Source organism: Cyclonatronum proteinivorum (assembly GCF_003353065.1).
GTDB classification, from domain to species: Bacteria; Bacteroidota; Rhodothermia; order Balneolales; family Cyclonatronaceae; genus Cyclonatronum; species Cyclonatronum proteinivorum.
In genome coordinates, this window is record NZ_CP027806.1 from 1,416,189 (window position 1) to 1,437,748 (window position 21,560).

Here is a 21,560-nt window from a genome sequence, read left to right on the forward strand (position 1 = left end):
CACTCCCCAATTCCCCTCTCGAGAGGGGTGCCCCCGGGAAAAAGTCTTTCGAAGTCACAAAGATCAGAACAGCCCCCAATTTCAAAATGGCTCCGTTGCCAATGGGGCGGGGTGTGGAAATGTTGTCAAGTGGGAAAAACCCAATTATCACCCTGAAAGCCTGCAACGCGCACCACGTACCCCACATCGAGAGCAATGATGTTCCGGGTTGTGCCGGGGTCTCGTGCCCTCCACACCCCGCCCGTTCGCTGCGCTCACCCGGGCACCCCTCTCGAGAGGGGAGTTTTGCCAATCCCGCCGCGGTCTGCCGGCTGCGGTCTGCCGTCCTGGTCCCTTTATTGCTGCTGATTTTCATGATGGGGTTCATCCTTCCCCTTTCCCCATCTCCCCAAAACACGGCATCCGCTTCAACCTCAGCTTCTTTCTTCTTCGACGATACGGATGAAGTGGTGCTCATTTTTAGCTATCCGGCGGTGGGGCGGGTGTATGTTACGGCTTTGTTCGATTACAATCAGAATGAGCTGCTGATTCCGGTTACGGAGATGTTTACGCTGCTGGGGGTAAATTTTTCGCGCGGGGAGACGCAGCGGAATGTGATCGAGGGCGTTTTTCTGACCAACGGGGAGCGGTATTCGATGAATTTCGATAATTTCAGCATCATCAAGGGCGGGCGGCGGTATGAGTTTGATGCGGAGCGTATGCACTCCGGGGCCCTGGATTTTTACCTCACGCCTGATGTGTGGGAAGATGTGTTCGGGCTGGAATTCTCCTTTAATTTCAGCGCGCTGAGTCTGTCGCTGCGCACCGAGCGTATCCTTCCCATAGAGGAGCGCCGGCAGCGGGAGCAGGCGCGGCAGCGGATTGAGGCCCTGGATTTCGGGCGGTCTTTTAACCCGCTGCTGTTTCCGCGGGAGCGCTCGGTTGTGCGGACCGGCTTTTTGGATTACAACCTGAGTGCCTCGAGTCTGGTGAACGAACAGCTCCAGAATTACAGCTACAGCTTTATTGGCGGCGGGGAGTTTCTGGGCGGCGATATACAGGGCTCCCACGTTGGGGGCTACACCGCCGACGGGCAGTGGTTTAACCGTACGAGTAACCTGCGCTGGCGCTATGTGATGCCGGATAATCCGTTTGTGACGACCCTCACCGCGGGGCAGATCAGTACCGGCGGTATTAACAGTACGCGGATTCGCGGGCTTTCGATGACCAACGAGCCGGTCGAGTCCCGGCAGCTGTATGGCACCTATGTGCTGGAAGGCCGGGCCGAGCCGGACAGTGAAATTGAACTCTATTTCAACAACCGCCTGCTGGAGTACACCCGGGCCGACGGCCTCGGGTTTTATCGTTTTGAAGTGCCGCTGCGCTACGGCACGACCCGCCTCGAAACCCGCATCTACACCCCGAGCGGCGCAATGGAAGTAAGTGAGCGGCAGATTCAGGTGCCTTTTGTGTTCCTGCCGCCGGGTCAGGTGCAGTACAATCTGGAAGGAGGGGTGCTCGATCAGACTTTTGGGGCGAGCGGCACCAACGTAGCGGCGCATGGCAACGTCGCCTACGGACTAAACAGCTGGCTCACGACCCGCGCCGGTATGGAGTACAATGAGTTTGAGAGCGAGGTGCCCAACGCTTACGGCTCCCTCTCGGCCCGCGTATTCTCGCAGTATCTGGTGAATGTCGATCTCGTACCTAATGCGTTTTACCGGGCACAGAGCAGCGTCGTGTTTGCCTCAAGCCGCAGCATTGCCGCAACCTATACCTGGTTCGATGGTGATTCCCGCTTTAATACGCGGCAGGCGACCGATCAGCTCACTCTGAATTTTTATACGCCCATCCCGTTTTTCAGCAGTTTCAATGCCGGGGTGCGGTTTTCCGGGGATGTGGTGCGCTACAGCTGGGGCAGCGAAACCCGGGGTTCGGGCGATTTGTTTTTTCGCCTGATGGATGTAAACCTGCGCTTCAACTACCGCAATACCCTCATTCAGAGCGGCAGCAGCCTTTCAAGGGGCAACGGGCAGCTTACGGCCACCGGCTCCTACACCATTCCGAGGCAGTCGGTGCTGCCCCGGCCTTTCCGGAGCGTGTTTCTGCGCGGATCGCTGGTGTATGATGAGCGGCTGAATCAGATTCGCTCCGTAGATGCACAGCTTTCCCGTAATATCGGACGGATTGGCCGTTTTAATGTGGGGATGACGCGGCAGCTGCTCAACAACATCACCATTGTGCAGGGCGGGCTTAGCCTGGATTTGGGGGGCAAGGTGCGTTCATCGACTGATTTCCGCGGGGCATCCGGCAACTACAACCTGCGGCAGGGGCTGCGCGGCTCGGTCGGTTTCGATGATCAGGCAACCTATCTGCAAGCCACGGACCGTCAGCAGGTCGGGCGTTCAGCGGCTTCGGTTGTGCTTTTCATCGATAACAACAACAGCGGTACCTTCGATGAAGGCGACGAGCTGCTGCCCTATGCCGCCGTTCGTCTCGACCGTTCGGCAAGCAGCCGGGTTGGCAGGGACGGTATTCTGCGCCTCACGCAGCTGCAAAGCTATTACCGCTACAATCTCGAAATCAACCGTAACGCCATCCCGCATCCGCTGCTCGTGCCGGCCAAAGATCAGTTCAGTTTTGTGGCCGATCCGAATCAGTACAAGCGCATCGAAATCCCGTTTTACCGCTCCGGCGTGATCGACGGCGAAGTGCTGATCCGCCGGGCCGGCGAAACCGAAGGGCAGGGCGGGATGCGGCTGCTGCTCAGCGGAATTGATCACGATTATTCCGAAGTTATCCGTACATTCTTTGGTGGCGGGTTTTATGCAATGGATATCCCTCCGGGCCGCTACACCCTCGAAGTTGATCCCGGTCAGCTGGATTTCCTCGGTCTCGTTCCGTTTGACGGGCTTACGGAATTTGAAATACGTGCCCTTGCTGACGGCGATTTTGTTGAAGATATTCGTATCATGCTGGTTCCGCCCGGAGAAGCATTTGTGCCCGTAACGGCGGAAAGTTTACTTGAACAAGAGCTTTTTGATGAATTGAAGGCGTCCAAACAGGATGCCATCCGGAATTATGTACGCGCACAGCATCTTATCTATACGCAGGATTTCAGGGCGGCTTTACAGGCCATTGACGCCTCGCTCCGAATATTCGAAACAGATCACGGACTTGCACTCCGGGGTACCATTCTGTATCTGCTGGGCGACCGCGATGAAGCGCGCAGGCACTGGCTGCGTGCAAATGAGCGGAATCCCGATATACCGATCCCCAGTACCGAACTGCTTGACCTGATGATAAGAAACCAAGGGCAGCGCTAACGAAACGATGAAACCAACATTTTGTATGTTTGACAGGGCAAACGATGCAGTTATGATAATCAGACCTCAGATTACACGTGTACAACAACGTATGCTTAAGCGCGAAAAAAGTCGTAAACGGCGTTTTTGGATTGCCATTGCAATTGTAGTCGCCCTATGGGGGGTACTGATGGCGCCCGCTTTGCTGTGGGCGGGCAGCCCTTTTACACAGGTGTCTTCTGATACGGTAACCCTAACGCCCTTTAGTTTCGACCCGCAGCAGGGCAACCTGTCAGATACCATTGCTGACCCCGCTTCTGATGCGGTGGTCAGCATTGCTGCCGCGACGGCTCTTGAGCGCTCTGAGCGCGAACAGCGGCTCGACCGGCTCATCCAAAGTGCGATGGTCAACTTTTTTGATTCCGGTACTTTTTTGGTAGATACCAAGGTTTCGCTGGAGTTTGTGCCGGTGCAGCGGCCCAACGGGGAGCAGGGCGGCGGCGGGGCTGTGAGTCCGGTGCGCGAAAATCTGCCCGGTTTGCCTGGCGTGCCCATGTATCTGCTGCGTTCAAGTGAAGCCCCCTCTGAAGGCGGACTGACCGAGTACAGCCTTGAGCTCCGCCGTATAGAAGTTGAAATGCTCGTTGACTCGGATTATACCGCAGATGAAATCAATTTTGTAGATCAGCTGATTCGGGCAACGGCCAAAATTGACGACGCCCGCGGCGACCGTGTCACCATCACACGCTCCTCCTTCCCGCAGCGCCGCACAGCACAGAACGGCACCGCCCCAACCGTACAGCCATTGCCCGACACCTTCCCGGGGCCTGATGCCCTGCAGGAGCGTCCGCCGGTACCTCCTATGGAAGTGCCGCTATGGGAGCAGATTTTAGCGGAACCCCTCTATTGGATTCCCCTGCTCATGCTGTTTGGGTTATTCATTGGTTTTTTAATATGGCTGCTCACCCGTAAGCGCGATGAGCGCGACAAAGAACCCATGAGCCGTCCGGATGCGCCTGCACCGCCACCGGTCATGCCGCCCATCGGTGAAGCTGTACACCCGGATACGCTTGCGCGGAAAAAGCGGGAAATGGAAAAGCGGGAGCAGGCCAGAGAAAACGACTACGCGACCTATCTGTTGGAGCAAATCATGCAGTATCCGCCGGAGATGGCGCGCCTGTTTGAATCGTGGATGAAAAAAGAAGGCGAAAAAGGTCTTATGAAGGCGGCACACATCCTGCTGCTCACCGATCCCAAGCTCGTGCGGGTGCTCAAGCCCGCCATGACCGAGGAGCGGTTTAACGCGCTAAAAGCCCGTGTTGAAGCCTCCGGTGAACAGCCGGGGGAGGAAGCCATGAAAGAGCTGCGCAACCTCACGCGCTATCTGAAAGCCCGTACGCAGGAAAATACGGTACGCCGCGGGCTGCGTGCCCTCAACGATTTCGACTTCGTACAGCATGAAGATGACGATCGCCTGCTGCTGCATCTCATAGATTACGAACCGCGCGAAATTGCCATCATCCTGAGTCACCTTGAGAGCAAGCGTGCGGCCCTCATGCTGCGGGAGTTCGAACCCGAAAAATCGCAGCAGGTCATGCTTGAGCTTCCTAAAGTGAAAAATACCGATTATGAGACCTACCGCAGTCTGGCCGAAGACTTTTTTAACCGCATCAGTACGGATACGGACGATGATGAGCGGTTTAAGGAAAGCGATGTAGCAGAAACGGTGAAGCTGATTGAATCGCTGCCGCTGCGTCAGCAGGAAGAAACGAGCGAGCGTTTTATGCGTGAGGAAAACCCCTACGCCGCAGCCGTTACAAGCCGCATGATTACCTTCATGACGCTCTCAACGGTGAGTGATGATATCATTACGGAAGCCATTCAGCCGATTGGCACCGAACAGCTCGGGCTGGCCCTGGCAGGTATGGATTCCGAAACGGCATTCCGGCTCATCAGCCTGCGTCCGGAGCGCGAGCAGATGGTGCTGCATTCCGAAATGGAAAATGCGGCCGTAGTCAGCGATGAGAAAATCAATGAAGCCAAGAACAGCCTGCTCAACCGAATCCGCGCAACTGCGCGCAGCAAACAGCAAACGGTTTAGCCAGTCCGGTAAACCACGGCTTAGCCCAACTTCTAATTTTCTAATCTTAATGGTGTAAGGCGTACATGCTTAGTAAATCCCCATCCGGTCTGAATGGCTTCCTGCCAGCCCTGACTGCTGTCCTGCTGCTCCTGCTGCTGGTCGGATGCAGCTCCTCCGGCACGGCCGTACCGGCAGGGAGTGAGGGCGGAGATCCTCAGGCGGCGGAAGACGTACTGCAACGCCGTACGCTTGAAGTGGCAGATACCTCCGCGGCGCAGGCATCGCAGGATTCTGTTACCGAAGCAGAAGAGGTCCGGCTGAGCTCCCGTTTTGTTGAAGAGGCGTTTGCGGACTACGCACAGCGGACCAACACCAAGCTCACCCTCTTTTTTCAGGCACAGCAGCGCTACCATGCCGGGCAGTATGTGGAAGCGCTGCGGCTCATAAACCGCGCCCTGGAGTGGGGCGAAAGCGCCGATGCCCTTGCCATGAAAGGACTGATATTTGCCGGTCTTCAGGCCGAAGAGCAGGCCATTAGCTACTGGCAGCGCGCCATTGCGCTCGATCCGGATGTGTTTGAGCGCATCCTGCTACCCCGCGAATAGCAAGCAGAAGTACCACAGAAACGAACGCAGGTGTGATCCCTTAAACTGAACCCCAAAAACTGAACCATGCGCATATCCTGGGCTACCGTAATCTGCATCCTTGTGTTTGGCTTTTTGCTTGTACTCTCCGTACTGCAAACGCTGGATGTTGTGCAGATTGTCCGATTCCCGTCCGCCCTTGATTTTCTGAATCTGCCGAGCGTAGGCATCGTGGCCGGCGGGGTTATGCTGCACGTGCTTATCTCGTATCCTTTCTATGAAATCAGGCGTGCGTTAGTCGCTTTCATACACGTGTTTTCGGAAAGTGCCCTCGACAGGGAAACGTTTAAGAACGATCGCAGGCGTATTCTGGAATGGCAGCGCCTGTACCGCGACAACCGCAATAAAACACGTAAAGAGCTGGCCGAACAGCTCAGCGATACGTTTGAAGGCTACGTTTTTACCCTGCTGAATACCAACTACAGCCGGGATGAAATTCTGGATATGGGCGGCATCAAAATTGAAGAGCGCTACAACGATACGGTACAAACTTCGCGGGTTTTCCAAACCATGGGTACAGCCGCGCCGGCAATCGGGATGCTGGGGACGCTTATGGGGCTCATCATCATGCTGGCCAATTTTCAGGATGCCGAGCAGCTCGGTCTCGGGCTTTCATTTGCCCTCATGACAACGCTGTACGGTCTGGTGCTGGCGCATTTGCTGATGTTTCCGCTGGCAACCAAGTTCAGGGTAATGGCGCAGCATCAGTACTTCCGGGAGCGGGTGATGCTGGAAGGCATCCTCATGCTGCACGAGGGCAAACCACCGCTCATGATTTATGACAAGCTCGGTGCTTTCATTTCAACCCTGAAAGACGATACCAAAGATTTTGCGCCCACCGGCTGACCATGGCACGGTATCTCTATTTCAATATCTATATCATAAACCAGCTACGCGTACAATCACAGCATGCGATTCCGTCCTACCGATGATAATGAAGGCTTCACCAATGAGTCCTGGCAGACGAGCTTCCTCGATATCTTTATGCTGCTGCTCGCCTTTTTTATTATCCTGGCCGGGCTGGCCCGCTACGACATGCGTATTTTTGATGACGACGCCCGCGGCCTGCGTTCTCTGATTCAGGGTACCATGCGGGTGCAGACCCCGATAGATGAGCTGCGGTTTGATATGCAGGATGCGCTCTCTGCTGAAATCGGGAGTCAGATGCTGCAGCTCGATAGCGACCGCGATGAAATGCGCCTGAGTTTCACCGATGCCCGTTTTTTTGAAACGGCCCGCGCGGAGCTGCTACCGGAAGGCAAGGCGCTGATAGACCGCATTATGGAAGTCATGGCCGAGCTCAAATTCTATCAGTATTACATTGATGTTGAAGGCCATACCGATAACCGGCCCATCAGCACTTTACAGTTTCCCTCCAACTGGGAGCTCTCCGCGGCCCGTGCCTCCAACATCATCCGCTATTTTATGGAGCAGGGCTTCGAACCGTCCCGCCTCAAAGCCAGCGGCTACGCCGAAACCCGCCCAATTGTACCCAATCAGGACGAATTCGGCAACGACCTCCCCGACAATCAGGCCCTGAACCGCCGGGTTGTGATCCGGATTTATTATTGAGTGTAGCGTGCAGCGTTTGGGGGGGGTGATGGCGGCAGTTTGATTTTTTCGAAATGTGCACAAATCCGAGTGCCATCTGGTCGTTGCGTCGCGGCCGTCGGGTCTCCTTCGCGCCTTCGCGAACCCTCCCCCAAAAAGCATTAGCCTATGCCCGATTTCAGGGGAAGCAACCGGCACTGTAGCCGGTGTTGTTATCGGAGTTTCTCAAAAATGAGCGTCTGTGTCTAACCCGCATTATTCACCAAGAAAATTTCGCAGTCCTTGCACCACACTCAAATTTGGGCTACCGGAGTATTTCACTAAGCCAAATATAAACTTGCATTTAGCAAATAAATTCTGTTGAATTGTGAATAATGCGGGCTAACCAGGCAGGTTGGCTGTTCCTCAGTCTGTCGGGTTGCTGTATGGATTGGTGTTTTTGCAACTCAAATAACAGGTGCATTTAATAGTAAAAAAACTTTAATTAGGAAGATGTGCTTTTGTCACTGGCAAAAGCACTTTTTTTATGTTTAATGTACCAATAATAAACTCTATGATCTCAAAATCTATAAGATTTAAGGTATTGATTCTGAGTGCTTTGGCATTTCTTCTTATGATCCCTGCAGGCCTGCAGGCACAGGAAGAAATCAAATGGCACGAAGGATATATCAAAATTAAACTTGCGCCGCAGGCAAACGATCTGCTTCAGCGCACGAGCCTCGCGGATAACCCGCAGCTAACCGGAATCGAGGCTGTGGATGCCCTGCATCAGCAGTTCAATGTGCTCAGCATGGAGCAGGTGTTCGTTACCGACCCCCGCTTTGCCGAGCGTCATCGCCGTCACGGCCTCGACCGCTGGTTCCGCATTCAGTTTGATGCTTCTGCTTCAGAAGATCAGGTTATCAGCAGCTACAGTGCACTGCCCGAAATTGAAGTGGCAGAAAAAATTTATGTACGGCATCTTATTGCTGACCCTGTAAGCTCACAGGAACTGTTTGAAAGTATTCAGAACTTCGACGATCCCCGTCTTGATGAGCAGTGGCACTACAATAACACCGGTCAGACCGGCGGCAACCCCGGTTCTGATATCAGCCTGTTTCAGGCCTGGGGTCTGGAAACCGGGAATTCAGATGTCATCGTCAAAGTCATGGACAGCGGTATCGATCTGAACCATCCTGATCTTGAAGAAACCTTTTGGGATAACCCCGTGCCCGGCCCCGAAAACGGATTCGACGGCGATGTGCACGGCTGGAATTTTGTAAACAACACCCCTGATATTCAGGATCAGAACAATCACGGTACACACGTATCCGGTACGATTGCAGCCCGCAACAACAACGGAGTCGGAGTAGCCGGTATCGCTGGTGGTGATGAAAATGGTCCTGGTGTCAAGATTATGACCGCGCGCGTTTTCTCCGGCGCTGGTGATACGCCGGGCGGCTTCCCGCAGGGCTTTGTGTACGGGGCCGATAACGGTGCAGCCATCTCCAACAACAGCTGGGGCGGCGGCGGTTTCTCGCAGGTGCTTAACGACGCCATCGACTACTTTATCGAAAATGCGGGTTTTGACGCCGATGGCAACCCCTGGGGTCCAGTACAGGGCGGTCTGGTTTTCTTTGCCGCCGGTAACAACGGCTCTTCAAGCCCGAGTCAGCCAATTGCTTCTAACCCCGATGTAATTGCGGTTGCCTCAACCAATCACAACGATCAGAAAGCCTGGTACTCGCAGTTTGGTACGTGGATTGATATTTCCGCGCCCGGTGGTGAAACCAATTCAGCAGCCAATCAGGGTGTACTGAGCACAACCCGCAACAATGGGTACGCCTTCTTTCAGGGTACGTCCATGGCTTCCCCCCATGCTACTGGTGTAGCGGCTTTGGTTGCTTCGAGATTTCCGGGCAGCACCGCCGATGAAATCTACGGACGCATTCTTTTCACCGTTGACGACATCGAAGACGCCCTTGCCCCAACCCATCAGGGGTTGATGGGCGCCGGACGTATTAACGCTTTCCGCGCGCTTGAAGAAGACGACGGCGTGCCGCCTGCTACGGTTACAGACCTGACCTCGGTCGGGATGCCCGCAGAGAATTTCGTCACGCTGAGCTGGACTGCACCGGGCAGCAGCGGCGATGAAGGTCAGGCGTTTCTGTACGATCTGCGTATCTCCCAAAGCCCGATCACTGCCGATAATTTTGAGAATGCCGACGAACTTGAGATCGGACGCCCCGCTGCCGCAGGTGCGACGGAAATGGTTGACGTGACCGACCTTAGCCCGCAGACAACCTACTATTTCGCGCTTAAAGCCCGCGACCTCTTCGGTAACTTCAGCGATATTTCTAATGTAATTGAAGTAACAACAGACGGCTCGCCCGCCATCGCGCTGAGCGCTACGCAGTTTAGCAGTGAAATTGCCGTAGGCGATACGGAAGAGCAAACCCTGGTAATTACCAACACCGGTGAAGGGCTGCTGACCTACACCTTCCCTTCATTCCTGCAGAATACCGCGCTCACCAACGAAAACGGCGCCCTCCTGAAAACGCAGGCCGCTTTCAACCCTACCGCTGCAGATCTTCGGCAGGCCGCACAGCGCCTGATCATTGCACAGCATGACAGCGGACAGCTTACCCGTCCAAACAGCTATCAGCGCTCCGTGATTGAGGCCGTGCAGCAGCTGCGCGCTTCTGAAGTAAGTCAGCCAGCCGCTGCGCCCGCTGATGCTTCCGTCATCATTGAGTTTGAAGCACTGTCTGCCTCAGGCGGTGAATTTTTTAATGTAACGGATGAAGGTTATTCGGGTGAACTGACAGCCGTTCGCGGCGACTTCGTGCTCAACAGCGGCCCGGGTGCCCTTTGGGCTAGTGACTTCGCGGTTCTGCTTACAACCGAGGAAGAAATCAACAGCAGTACCGTTGTGCTGCAGGTCGGCGGATTTTCTGATTTCGGACCCTCCGGCACGCGCATTCCCTGGGGCGTGGGCAACAGCGGCCCGGGAACACCGGTCAACACGACCATCACCCTCCCCACTCCGCTGGAAATGGATGATCTGTATGTCTGGATCGGAAACGGCTGGGCGACCGGCGGCCTTGGCGAATGGGAAGGACTCGTTGAGCTGATTGGCGCTTCTGATTCCCCCGGCTTTGTGTCTTCAATTAGCCCTGCCGCTGGCTCTATCCCTGTTGGTGGCAGCACTGAAGTAACCATCACCTTTGATGCTACCGAAATCGTTGCCGGTGTGTATGAATCTTCTACACGCCTGCTCAGCAATGATCTGAGCAACCCGCTTACCATGATCGACTTCTTCCTGCAAACAGAGGGCGGTGAACCCGTTCTTGAGGCTTCTGAGGAAGAGCTGGCATACGGTAATCTGTTCCGCAACGAATCCAGCACCCTGTCCTTTACCCTTACCAATACCGGGACTGCGCTGGCAAATGTTGGTGAAATTATCATCAGCGATGATGCATATGTGAGCAGCAACGCAGGTGATTTCCTGCTCGCGCCCGGACAGGTCGCGGCCTTTGACGTCACCTTTACCCCAACCGAAGTTCGCGATTACGATGCCACCCTTACCATCCCGAACAACACAGAAGTGGGTGATTTGGTGATTACGCTCAGCGGTGCCGGAACAGAAGTACCGGAGCTGATTCTCAATCCGGATCAGGTTTCTGCAACCCTTACAAGCGGCGCCACAGCTGAGCGCAGCATTATGATCGAAAACGAGGGTGATGGTCCCCTTGAGTTTGCTTTCCCTGCATTTGCCGCTGAGCGCATTCTCAATGGCGAAACCGGTGCCCATTCAATTCTGACCAAAAGCCTTGCCGCGCCGCTTACGGAAGCTGAGCTCGAGCAGGTTCGTGAACGCGCTGCCCTGCGTGATGGCGCCCTTAGCGAAAGGTCATCAGATGCGGTTCGTCAGACGGGCAGCAGTGCGGGGCTCAGTAACGAAACCGCTTTTACCGTTGAATTTGACAACTTCACCGCGAGCGGTGGCGAGTTCACCCTGATCCATGAAGGGCTGCAGGGAGAGCTGACTGCTGTTGATCCTGATTTTGTGATCGAAAGCTCGCAGGGCAATACCTGGGCAAATGACCTCGCCTTCCTGTTTACGAGTAGTGAAGAGCTGTCATCTGAGGCCATTGTACTTCAGGTTGGCGGTCTTACCAACTACGGGCCAACACCCCGCGTACCTTGGGTTGGTGGCGCAAGTTCATCTCCTGGTACGCCGGTAACGGAAGCCATTACGATTCCGACGCCCTTAGATGTTGAGGGTCTTTACCTCTGGATCGGTCACGGCTGGACACCCGGCGGCTCAAGCAGTTGGAGCGGTTCGGTTGATTTTATCGGTATCAGCGATCGTGATCCGTTTATCAGCAGCGTAAGCCCGGCTTCCGGCACGGTCGAAGCAGGTGAAAGCCTCGAAGTCTTTTTTACCTTTGATGCAACTGATTACGATGAAGGCGAATATGTGCGCGAACTCGCGCTGATCAGCAATGATCCGCAGCAGACCGAAGCTATCGTTACGGCGACCATGACGGTAACCGAGGCTGACATGCCGGTTCTTGTTGTAGAGCCGGAGGAAGTCTCGCTCACAATTGAGCAGGGGCAGGATGCCGTATTCGAATTCACGCTATCCAACGAAGGTTCTGCTATGCTTGAGTTCAGCCTTTCCGCTGCGCTCACCGATGGAGAAACCGCTGATGAAGATGAGCTGTTCAGCTTTGATCCGGAAACGGGTATCATCCCTGAAGGCCTCAGCTCGACGATTTCGGCCACAGCAGCCTTAGCTGAGATGATGCCGGGGACCTACAACGCGGAAGTTTTCATTGCCAATAACTCAGCCAATGAGCTCGTCGTGCTGCCGGTTACCATTGTAATCGAGCCCGCAAGCAATGAAATCACGTTCCGTGTTGATATGAGCGTACAGGCAGCTGAAGGCGTTTATCGTCCGGATCTTGGCGATGAAGTGCATGTTCGCGGCAGCTTCAACAACTGGGAAGCACACGAAGGCACGCAGCTTGCCGAAGAGGCCGATGGCATGTATATGATCGAGCATACGGTGGAAGGCATGCCGGGCGCAGAGCATGAATACAAGTTCTACATCCTCGCCGGCGACGGCCGTGAGCTGCCCAACGGTGGCTGGGAAGATATGGTCGGCCCTGGCGATAATGGTAACCGCGTACTTGTGATGACGGGCGAAGACATGGAGCTGGAAAGCGTGTTCTTCAACAACGAAGCCCCCGATACAAGCACCGAGCCTGAGCTTGATATGCCGGTAGCATTCGCGCTGAACCAAAACTATCCCAACCCCTTCAACCCGACAACCAACATCACTTACGCCCTCCCCGAGGCCGCCGAAGTGAGGCTGGAAGTGTTCAACCTGCAGGGGCAGCGGGTAGCGGTACTCGTGAGCGGACAGCAAAACGCCGGTCACCACACCGTCACTTTCGATGCAAGCCGCCTTGCTTCAGGCATGTACCTGTACCGTCTGCAGGCCGGCAGCTTCGTTAACACCCAAAAAATGATGCTGCTCAAATAGCACAGCATCCGCTGGCTTAGGGTGATGCGGCTGTAAAAAGTGCCGCAAATCCCGGTCAATACAAAAAGCGCCGGAGAGACTTGTCCTCTCCGGCGCTTTTTTTATGCGGGAAATTTTGTAGACGGCTGGGTCAGTCACGTAGGTCAGGGGTTCCGGCTCAAACACAGACCTTTGGTTTTCGGCTGTCAGCGCCTGCAGTCTGTAAATTCCGGTACCACGCAGCGCCTTTGTTTTCGCATAAACGGTGTTACAAAAATGGTCACCAAAATATGACAGTGTAAATACCTTAAATTAGTTATATTCGACTTGATGAGATAAATAACACACTGTTAATAAATCAAATAGGGTTTATTATATATGAAGAATAGGGTTATGGTATTTTTGATGACAGATTTAGCGCATGTCCGGATACGCGGGTTTAAGAACAGCGCAATAAGCAGTTACATAAGGTTTGGTATACTGATGCTGGTACTTTGCGGTGGTTTACCGCTCCCGCCAGCCATACACGCACAGGTGACGCAGGAGACAGTAGCGGCAGATTCGGCAGCGGTTGCGGAACTTGAAGCGCAAATCAGCACGCTTCAGGCGGGATACACCGCGCAGACAGATCAGCTGTTACAGCGTATCGGCTCGCTGGAGCAGCAGATGCTGCAGCAAAGCGAAGGCCTTGATGCCCAACTTGAACAACAGTTGGTCCTGATTGATGCACTGCAAAGTCAGCAGCAGCTTCTACAAAGCGGGCTTGCAGAAAGTACGTTACTGCGGCAGCAGCTCGAGGCCGAACTTCAGCTGCAGTCCGATTCACTTACCGCCATGCGTGAATTGCTTGCCATGCAGTCGGAAACCTTTCAGCGCATTCTTGACGATAATCAGGCGCAGTTCCGGCAAACGCTGGCAGATACCGAGCGACAGCTCGGCAGCCTGAGCGATGATTTTGAAGACCGTTTAAGCCAAAGTACCGGTTTGCTTTGGGGCATTGTCAGCTTGCTTGGCGTGTTTTTGCTGGCGGCCTTTTTCTACCTTCGGAGCGCGATGCGTACACAGCAGCAGGAGATGCAAAAAGAGCTCACGCAAGCGGAAGCGCGTATAAGCGAAGACTCGGCCTCGGCAGTTGCCGCGCTTGATGAGCGGCTGACCTCAGCACATGATACGCTCGCGCAGCAGCTTCAGGATGAGCTTGCAGCCATGCGCGAAGTGCTTGAAACGAAGGTTAAGGCCCTTGAAGAAGCGCAGCAGGCAGAGGCAGAGGCGCGGCAGCAGGACAAAGACGCGCAAAACGCTGCACTCGAGAATCTTGCAAAGACATGTGTGGAAAAAGAAGAAGGTCTTGTAAAGCAGGCCCTTGCAACAGCAAAGCAGGTCGCAACCCTTGTGGAAAAGCAGCTCAAGCTCAGTGAGGAAACGGAAAAGGCTGCGGCTGTTCCGGCGGAAATCCTGCCGGAACTCATAAAGCTCAAAGAAACCCTTGCCGGCTTGGAGCCTGCCCCCCGCGGACTCAAAACGCTGCTCACATCCCTCCAAAAAATTCAAAAGCGCCTTTCAGGCATTGTATAGCTGGAAGTTCGCTATATTCGCCCATGCAGATGGAATATCATGGCCGGAGCTTACCTCTCCGGCCTTCCTTTTTTTCTCAAAATCCCAATTCCTGTTCCGATGTCCCTGAACCGTTCAATTTTGAATGTACCTGTTATGGCAGCGCTTATGGTTGTGCTGCTGTTTTCGCTTGACACTGAATCCGCTGCTGCACAGAATATGCTGCTCGAAGCCGAGTCGGCAGTCAGCAGCGAGCACACGGTCACCATTCTGGGACAGCGGGTGCCTTACAGAGCCACCGCGGGGACGTTGCCGGTGCTGAATGAAGATGGCAAAGTGCTCGCCTCCCTCTTTTATGTGTTCTACGAGCGCACCGATGTACGCGACAAAAGCAGGCGTCCGCTGGTGTTCTCCTTCAACGGCGGACCCGGCTCGGCCTCGGTTTGGATGCATATCGGCTACACCGGTCCGCGCTTTTTGAATATCGACGATGAAGGCTTCCCCGTGCAGCCCTACGGCGTGGCCGAAAACCCGCACTCCATTCTCGATGTGGCTGATATCGTGTTCATTGACCCGGTCAACACCGGCTTCTCCCGCATTCTCAGCGCAGATGCCGAGCGGAGTCAGTTTTTCGGCGTGAATGCGGACATCAACTACCTCGCCGCCTGGATTGATCTGTTCGTGAGCCGGCACGACCGCTGGCGCTCACCCAAATACCTGAAAGGCGAGAGCTACGGCACAACCCGCGTCGCCGGCCTCGCGCGCCGCCTCCAAAGCGCGCACTGGATGTACCTCAACGGTGTCATCCTCGTTTCGCCCACTGAAATGGGACTCAACCCGCCCGCGATGGAGCCCCGCTCCGAAATCCTGAAGCTGCCCTACTATGCCGCAACCGCCTGGTATCACGGTCAGCTCGAACCGGCGCTGCAGCAGCAGGACCTGTACGACATCCTGCCGGTTGTCGAGGTTTTCACCATCAATGAATATCTGCCCGCGGTTGCCATGGGCGGCTTCCTCGACGAAGAGCGGCGCACCGAAATCGCTGCGCAGGTCGCCCGCTTCTCGGGCATTGACGCGCAGCACATCCTCAACCACAACCTGACCATCCCGACGCCCTTCTTCTGGAAAGAGCTGCTCCGCCATGAAGGCCTCACCGTTGGCCGGCTCGACTCCCGCTACCGCGGCATTGACCGCATGGACGCTGGCGACCGCTACGATCACGACCCCGCGCTGACCTCCTGGAACCACAGCTTCACCCCGGCCATCAACTATTACCTGCGCGAAGTCCTCGGCTACCGCACCGACCTGCGCTACAACATCTTCGGTCCGGTGCACCCCTGGGATCGCAGTAACGACAGCACCGGCGACGACCTCCGCCGCGCCATGGGCGAAAACCCCTTCCTGCACGTCATGATTCAGGCCGGCTACTACGACGGCGCAACCGATTATTTCTCCGCCAAATACGCCATGTGGAACATGGACCGCAGCGGCAAAGTCCGCGACAGGCTCCGCTTCGAAGGCTACCGCAGCGGCCACATGATGTACCTGCGCCAGGAAGACCTCGCCACCAGCAATCAGCACATCCGCGAATTCATCCGCGACTCGATATCCGAGCCGGGGGAGCCGGCACGGTACTGAGTCTGAATCAACAGGTCGGGATTTCTCCGAATCCGGCGAGCCGCGACGTCCCTCACCCGGAATGAAATCGTAAAGGCGACGCCTTGTGATCGCCTCGCATGCGCGCCCTGCGGCACTCGCGGGGAATTTGGGGGCTTCGCTTTTCTACAATAATGGCACACGTTCGGGGTTGGGGAGCATCACGATATATCCCAAAACCCTGTTTGCTCAGTATTTAGGCAAAGGGATTACGCGAAGACGGGAAGGAGGCGCGAAGGCCGCGACGCAATTACGGAACGCGGAATGGGCGGATCGCCCCGGATTAACCCGGATTTTAAGTTAGATGTATCGTTCGGTTTTGGTACTTCATTAGCATTGCAAGGACAAAGTACCGCCCTAACAGTGCGAGTATCGCAAATAAAATCAATCACTAATCCCCATCAGCGACACACTGACATACTGCCCCCACTGACATACTGAAACTCTACATTTTCATGTGGTATTTCGCATCAACCGGTTTGAGGGCGAGGTTGCAGGCGAAGCCGATGGCGAGGAGGGCGGCCATGATGTACATGGTGATGGTGTAGGCATCGGCGGGGGCGACGCCGCTGTCGATTTGCCACTGCCGCAGGTAGTTGATGAGCACGGGGCCGAGTACGCCGGCGGTGCTCCAGGCGGTGAGCAGGCGACCGTGTATGGCGCCGACCTGATAGGTGCCGAACATGTCGCGCAGGTAGGCGGGGATGGTTGCAAAGCCGCCGCCGTACATGGTCATGATCACGGAAAAGGCCGCGATAAAGAGGAAGGCGGTTTCAAATTTGCCGAGGGAGGGCACGGTGGCGTAGAGCAGCAGGCCGAGGCCGAAGTAGATGCCGTAGGTGGTTTGCCGCCCGATTTTGTCGGAGAGGGAGGACCAGAAAAAGCGGCCAATCAGGTTGAAGAAGCTGAGCAGGGCCACGAAGAGCGCGGCATCCGCGACGGTGATGGTGGCGGGGAACATTTCCTGAATCATGGGCGAAGCCTGACCGAGCACACCGATGCCGGCGGTGACGTTCACGCAGAGCATGACCCAAAGCAGCCAGAATTGCGGGGTTTTGAGGGCGGTATCGGCATCTACGTGGTTGGAGGTGATCATGCCGCTTGTGGATTTGACGGGCACATAGCCTTCGGGCTTCCATCCGTCGGGCGGCACGCGGACGAGGGCGACGCCGATCATCATCAGTACAAAATAGATGCTGCCCATCACCAGCATGGTCTCCCAGACACCGGCGGATTCAGGTCCGCTGAAGGTGCCGAGCAGGCGCACGGCGAGGGGGGAGCCGATCATCGCGCCGCCGCCAAATCCCATGATCGCCATGCCGGTCGCCATGCCGGGCCGGTCAGGGAACCATTTGATGAGGGTGGAAACCGGCGAGATGTAGCCGATGCCCAAACCAATGCCGCCAAGTACGCCGTAGCCGAGATAGACGAGCCAGATCTGATGCAGGTGCACGCCCAGGGCGGAAACAAAAAAACCGCCACTGAAGCACAGGGCGGCATAAAACATGGCTTTGCGGGGGCCTTCGCGCTCCAGCCATTTTCCGAAGAGGGCTGCGGATAGGCCGAGGAAAACAATGGCGATGGAGAAAATCCAGCCGATTTGGGTCAGGCGCCAGTCAGCAGCGGTGGATTCGGTGACGCCGATGAGCTGTGAGAGCGGCAGGTTGAATACGCTGAAGGCATATACCTGCCCGATCGCGAGGTGTATGGCAAGGGCCGCGGGCGGAATGAGCCAGCGGTTGTGGTCCGGGGCAGCGACGGTGTGCTTGCGGTCGAGGAAGGAAAACAAAAGCGTGAGGAATTTGAGGTTCGGAGGGTCAGTCGGATCCGGTTGTACCGGAGGCCGGAATCAGCCGGCGGAATTAATGGGGGCGAGGAGTCATCATCCTTTAAAATACTACCAAACCCGCATCGCGAAACACCCCCTGTGCTTCTGCGACCTGTTCGGGCGTGGGTTCGGGCGTGTTGGCCAGCGCGTAGGTGCGACCAAGCTGCTCCCATTTGTAGCTGCCCATGTTGTGGAAGGGCAGGATGTCAACCCGCTCGATGTTGGGCAGGGTCGCAGCAAAGGCGGCGAGTTCGGCGAGGTGCTCAGGCTGATCGGTGTAGCCGGGCACGAGCACGTGCCGCAGCCAGACGGGTACGCCGAGTTCGGCGAGGCGCCGGGCAAAAATGAGGGTGGGCTCGAGTTCGACGCCGGTCAGATTTCGGTAGTTTTCCGGGCGGATGTGCTTGATATCGAGCAGCACGAGGTTGGTGTAGCTCAGGAGCTCGTCATCAGCGCGCCAGCCGGTGTAGCCGGAGGTATCGAGGGCGGTGTGCACGCCCATTTTGCGGCAGCCTTCGAAAATGGCTTTCACGAAGGCGGGCTGACTCAGCGGCTCGCCGCCGGAGAGGGTCACCCCGCCACCGGTGCGCTGAAAGAGGTCGCGGTAGCGCGCAATTTCGCGGAGTTGCGTGAAGGCGTCGGTTTTTTCACCGCAGCGGAAGGGACGGGCATCCGGGTTATGGCAGTACAGGCAGTTGAGGGGGCAGCCCTGCAAAAAGAGCACGCGGCGCACGCCCGGCCCGTCAAGCGTGCCGGCTGATTCCGCCGAGTGCAGGTAGCCGCTTACATTTTCCATCGGTTTTCAGTTCAGTTTCTGATACACATCTTTTTCAGTCGATCGTCGGTCCGGAAACAGGCCGTATCAGCCGGATGCGGGGACCGGCACGTTGGTGTGCCGTATCCCCGCAGGCTGTGGTTCGGGTCCTTAGCCGGTTGAACTCCGGCTTGGGGTTAATTCTGACTGTGGAAGGTCCGGTTCACGACGTCGAGCTGCTGCTCACGGGTGAGCTTGTGGAAGTTCACGGCATAGCCGCTCACGCGCACGGTCAGCTGCGGGTACTGCTCCGGATGCTGCATGGCATCGAGCAGGGTCTCGCGGTCGAACACGTTCACGTTGATGTGATGTCCGCCGGCACCGAAGTAGGTGTCGAGCAGTCCGGTCAGGTTGGCGGTGCGCTCCTTGTCGCTGCGGCCCAGTGCTTTAGGCACGATGGAGAAGGTATAGGAGATGCCGTCCTGCGCGAATTCGTAGGGCAGCTTGGCAACGCTCATCATGCTTGCTACTGCGCCGTTGAGGTCGCGGCCGTGCATGGGGTTGGCACCCGGCGCGAAGGGCTCGCCTTTCTTGCGGCCATCCGGGGTGTTGCCGGTTTTGAGGCCGTACACCACGTTGGAGGTAATCGTGAGCACCGACTGTGTCGGGATGGCGTTCCGGTAGGTCGGCTGCTTGGCGAGCTTGCCCATGAAGCTTTTCACGAGGTCGCGGGCGATGCCGTCCACGCGGTCGTCGTTGTTGCCGAAGGTCGGGTAGTCGCCGGTGGTTTCGAAGTTCACGGCCAGACCGCGCTCATCGCGGATAATGCGGACATCGGCGTACTTCACGGCGCTCAGGGAGTCGGCTACAACCGAGAGTCCTGCGATACCGCAGGCCATGGTGCGCATCACATCGCGGTCGTGCAGGGCCATTTCGAGACGCTCGTAGTAGTATTTGTCGTGCATGTAGTGGATGATGTTGAGCGCGTTCATGTACACCTGCGCGAGCCAGTCGTTCATGGCTTCGAAGCGGGGCATGAGTTCATCCCAGGTGAGGCGGTCGCTGGTTATGGGTGCAAGCTGCGGACCCACCTGCTCACCGCTGATTTCATCGCGGCCCCCGTTGATGGCGTAAAGCAGCGTTTTGGCGAGGTTGGCCCGGGCGCCGAAAAACTGCATCTGCTTGCCAATGCGCATGGCTGAAACACAGCAGGCAATGCCGTAGTCGTCGCCCCAGTAGGTGCGCATCAGGTCGTCGTTTTCATACTGAAGGGAGGAGGTGCGGATGGAAGTCTCTGCGCAGAAATCTTTGAAGCCCTGCGGCAGACGGTCGCTCCATAAGATGGTCAGGTTCGGCTCGGGTGCCGGACCCAGATTGTGCAGGGTTTGGAGCATCCGGAAAGCGGTCTTGCTTACCAGGGTGCGTCCGTCGGTGCCCATGCCGCCGATGGCTTCGGTAACCCAGGTGGGGTCGCCGGAGAAGAGCTCGTTGTAGTCGGGCGTACGCATGAAGCGCACCATGCGGAGCTTCATCACGAAGTGATCAATCAGCTCCTGCGCCTGTGCTTCGGTCAGGACGCCTTCTGCCAGATCGCGCTCGAAGTAAATGTCAAGAAAGGTAGAAACACGACCGAGCGACATTGCGGCGCCGTTCTGCTCTTTAACCGCGCCGAGGTAGGCAAGGTAGAGCCACTGCACGGCTTCGGTAGCGTTTTCAGCCGGTCTTGTGATGTCGAAGCCGTAGGTCGCGGCCATGCGCTCGAGCTCTTTCAGGGCATTGACCTGCTCCTTGAGTTCTTCGCGCAGCCGGATGGTTTCTTCGTTCAGGCTCGCCATTTCGAGGGATGCGCGCTGCTGATGCTTGTCCGCAATCAGGCGGGCGGTACCGTAGAGGGCTGCGCGGCGGTAGTCGCCGATGATGCGTCCGCGGGCATAGGCATCGGGCAGACCGGTCACGATGCCGGACTTCCGTGCTTTCTTAATATCTGCGGTGTAGCCGTCGAAAACGCCATCGTTGTGGGTTTTGCGGAGCTTCAGCATGGCAGCTTCGGTCGCCTCGGACAGCTGATAGCCGTTGCTTTCGAGGGCGCTTTTGGCCATGCGCAGGCCGCCGAACGGCATCAGCGCACGTTTGAGCGGCTTCTCGGTTTGCAGGCCCACGATGCGCTCGAGGTCTTTGTCAATGTAGCCTGCCGGGTGCGTATCCACGCCGGAAATAATTTCGGAATCGGCATCAAGCACGCCGCCCTTGTTGCGCTCGTCTTTCATCAGGTTGAGGACCTGTTGCCAGAGCAGCCGGGTGTCGTCGGTAGGACCGGCGAGGAAAGAAGCGTTGCCGGTAAAAGGGGTGTAGTTTTGCTGAATAAAATCGCGCACGTCAATTTCGTGGTTCCAGATACCGGTCTTAAAATTCCGGTAGCAGCGGGGCGATTCGTCCGTCAGGAAGGGAAGGTCAGCAGCAGAAGAGGTCTTGTTGAACATGGGTCAAAATAGGTTAGTCATTATTCTAATACGAATATCAGAATATACCCATTTTTATTGCTTCCTGAAAGTAAAATCGCAGCATACACACAATAAGCCGCGATTAGGCGCTCAAATGGCCTGCAAAACCTAATGGAAGCGCTATTATATCGAAGGAAAAAAATGATAATAAAAAGGAACCCTGAACCCGGCTGCTCAGCTGTTCCTGATTTTT

11 protein-coding genes are annotated in these 21,560 nt (G+C 56.2%); 8 read left to right on the forward strand and 3 right to left on the reverse strand.

What is annotated here, in order from left to right; genetic code table 11:
* Positions 1 to 353: 353 nt before the first annotated feature.
* From CYPRO_RS05590 to CYPRO_RS05630, 8 genes are all read left to right on the forward strand, one after another.
* Positions 354 to 3,305, forward strand: a complete 2,952-nt coding sequence (locus tag CYPRO_RS05590) for a fimbria/pilus outer membrane usher protein (protein WP_124245536.1) — start codon at positions 354 to 356, stop codon at positions 3,303 to 3,305.
* Between the two features lie 52 nt (positions 3,306 to 3,357).
* Complete coding sequence (locus CYPRO_RS05595) at positions 3,358 to 5,385, forward strand: FliG C-terminal domain-containing protein (RefSeq protein ID WP_164682569.1); 2,028 nt, start codon at positions 3,358 to 3,360, stop codon at positions 5,383 to 5,385.
* 65 nt (positions 5,386 to 5,450) lie between these two features.
* The gene (locus tag CYPRO_RS05600) at positions 5,451 to 5,972 is read left to right on the forward strand and encodes a tetratricopeptide repeat protein (protein WP_114983669.1); all 522 of its coding nucleotides are present in this window, start codon (positions 5,451 to 5,453) and stop codon (positions 5,970 to 5,972) included.
* Positions 5,973 to 6,038: 66 nt separating this feature from the next.
* Complete coding sequence (locus tag CYPRO_RS05605) at positions 6,039 to 6,857, forward strand: motility protein A (RefSeq protein WP_114983670.1); 819 nt, start codon at positions 6,039 to 6,041, stop codon at positions 6,855 to 6,857.
* Between the two features lie 63 nt (positions 6,858 to 6,920).
* Positions 6,921 to 7,583 (forward strand): OmpA/MotB family protein, encoded by a 663-nt coding sequence (locus CYPRO_RS05610; protein ID WP_114983671.1) that lies wholly within the window; start codon positions 6,921 to 6,923, stop codon positions 7,581 to 7,583.
* Between the two features lie 592 nt (positions 7,584 to 8,175).
* Positions 8,176 to 13,095, forward strand: a complete 4,920-nt coding sequence (locus tag CYPRO_RS05615) for a S8 family serine peptidase (RefSeq protein ID WP_164682571.1) — start codon at positions 8,176 to 8,178, stop codon at positions 13,093 to 13,095.
* Between the two features lie 462 nt (positions 13,096 to 13,557).
* Entirely contained in the window at positions 13,558 to 14,649 is a 1,092-nt protein-coding gene (locus CYPRO_RS05625) for a coiled-coil domain-containing protein (RefSeq protein WP_114983674.1), read from the forward strand.
* Positions 14,650 to 14,796: 147 nt separating this feature from the next.
* The gene (locus CYPRO_RS05630; RefSeq protein ID WP_408625759.1) at positions 14,797 to 16,266 is read left to right on the forward strand and encodes a S10 family peptidase; all 1,470 of its coding nucleotides are present in this window, start codon (positions 14,797 to 14,799) and stop codon (positions 16,264 to 16,266) included.
* 463 nt (positions 16,267 to 16,729) lie between these two features.
* Here CYPRO_RS05630 and CYPRO_RS05635 read toward each other — a convergent pair whose 3' ends face one another.
* The 3 genes from CYPRO_RS05635 to pflB form a co-directional block, all read right to left on the reverse strand.
* Entirely contained in the window at positions 16,730 to 18,073 is a 1,344-nt protein-coding gene (locus CYPRO_RS05635) for an L-lactate MFS transporter (RefSeq protein WP_114983675.1), read from the reverse strand.
* Positions 18,074 to 18,173: 100 nt separating this feature from the next.
* On the reverse strand, positions 18,174 to 18,908 hold the full coding sequence (gene pflA, locus CYPRO_RS05640) for a pyruvate formate-lyase-activating protein (RefSeq protein ID WP_114983676.1): 735 nt from the start codon (positions 18,906 to 18,908) through the stop codon (positions 18,174 to 18,176).
* 155 nt (positions 18,909 to 19,063) lie between these two features.
* Positions 19,064 to 21,346 carry a formate C-acetyltransferase gene (gene pflB, locus CYPRO_RS05645; protein WP_114983677.1) on the reverse strand — a complete coding sequence of 761 codons (2,283 nt, stop codon included), beginning with the start codon at positions 21,344 to 21,346 and terminating at the stop codon, positions 19,064 to 19,066.
* Positions 21,347 to 21,560: the final 214 nt, after the last annotated feature.